The organism is Pseudomonas sp. UBA4194 (genome assembly GCF_002379585.1).
Classification (GTDB): Bacteria; Pseudomonadota; Gammaproteobacteria; order Pseudomonadales; family Pseudomonadaceae; genus Aquipseudomonas.
In genome coordinates, this window is the sequence record NZ_DFUE01000018.1 from 1274 (window position 1) to 2867 (window position 1594).

Genomic DNA, 1594 nt, shown 5'->3' on the forward strand with positions numbered 1-1594 from the left:
ACCGCATCGCGCAGCCATTGCACCAGGGTGTGGAAATGCTCGGCGTGGCGGCTCATGCGTCACCTCCAAAAACGTCGATCTGGCTGAACACGCAACTGGGCGAGGCGTGGCCCACGCGGATCACCTGGTTGGGTTCGCCCTTGCCGCAATTGGGCGTACCCAACACCTGGAACGTGCTGGCGTCGCCTACCGCACAGAGGTTTTTCCAGAAGCCCGAGGAGATGCCTCGGTAGTTGGGGTTCTTGACCACGCCCTTGAGCTCGCCGTCTTCAATCAACTGACCCCATTCGCAGCCGAACTGGAACTTGTTGCGGGCATCGTCGATGGACCAGGAACGGTTGGTGGACATCAGGATGCCGCACTCGATGCCGGCGATCAGTTGCGCCTGGCTCTGGTTGCCCGGTTCGATGTTGAGGTTGGCCATGCGGTCGATCGGTGCACGGTTCCAGCTGGCGGCGCGGCTGTTGGCCACCCCGTCCATGCCCGCGCGAAACTGCGACAGGGCGCCCCCTAGCGGGCGCACCAGCAGGCCGTCGCGAATCAAGAACTGTTTGCTCGCTGCGGTGCCGTCGTCGTCGTGGGAATAACTGGCCAGCTCTTCCGGGATGTCCGGGTCGAAGGTCACGTTGAGCAGGCGCGAGCCGTATTGCAGGTGACCGAAATCCTCGGCCTTGACGAAGCTGGTGCCCGCGTAATTGCGCTCGTCGCCCAGGATGCGGTCCAGCTCCAGCGGATGGCCGATGGATTCGTGGATCTGCAGCATCATCTGGTCGGGGGTCAACAGCAGGTCGCGCTTGCCCTGTGGCGCGTTGGGCGCCAGCAACAGTTGCAGGGCCTGGTCGGCCACCTGGGCGCCGGCGCCGACGATACCGCAGCGGCTGATCACGTCGGCGCCGCCTTGCTGGCCGAAGTTCTCGCGGCCCAGGCTGCGCGTCTGGCTGTCGCTGTCATCGAAGGCGGTGACGCTCAGCCCCGGGAACACGAAGCGCTGCGCCTGACGAATCTGCGCGCCGGCGCTGTTGAGGTAGATCTGCTCGACGTGGGTCACGCCCAGGCCGGCGTACCAGCTGACGAAACGAGGGTCGGCCGGCACGCTGGCGGATTCGTCGGCGAGCAGTTGATAGCAGTCGGCGAGGCTGGGGAAGGCTTGCTGGACGTCGGGCGACAGGTAGTCGAAGCGAGCGCTGGCGACGGGTTGCTCGCGCAGGTCGAGCAGGGCATGGCTGGCGATGCCGCGGGCATGGCTTTCGGCGCGCTCCAGGGCTTGCTGCAAACCAGCCTGGGACAGGTCGCCAGTGGCCGCGTAGGCTTCGACACCGTAGACGCGCACGGTGATCATCACGCCTTCGTCGGTGCTCAGGCTGGGCGGTTCGGCAACGTTCTTGCGCACGGCCAGGTGCTGGCTGGACTGGCGCACATGGCGCAGGGAAAAGAATTCGGCGCGGCTGCGCAGGGCAGCGAAACGCTGCTGCAGCAGCGGGGTGGAATCGAACATCGGGGAGCCTCCGAGCGGGGATGTCGCAGGCGCACAGCTTAGGTTTGTCGGTTGATGTGGGGCAAGGCGTCGAGGTCGGTGGTGACAGGTCCCCTCACC

General features: G+C 65.7%; 1 protein-coding gene. It reads right to left on the minus strand.

All coding sequences use genetic code 11. The annotated features are described in order from the left end of the window. Nucleotides 1-52: 52 nt before the first annotated feature. The gene (locus tag B3397_RS04515; RefSeq protein WP_296247680.1) at nt 53-1495 is read right to left on the minus strand and encodes a TldD/PmbA family protein; all 1443 of its coding nucleotides are present in this window, start codon (nt 1493-1495) and stop codon (nt 53-55) included. Between the last annotated feature and the right edge of the window lie 99 nt (nt 1496-1594).

Coding starts and splice junctions, on each gene's coding strand:
- B3397_RS04515 (WP_296247680.1), bottom strand. CDS start 1,495: ATGTTCGATTCCACCCCGCTGCTGCAGCAGCGTTTCGCTGCCCTGCGC.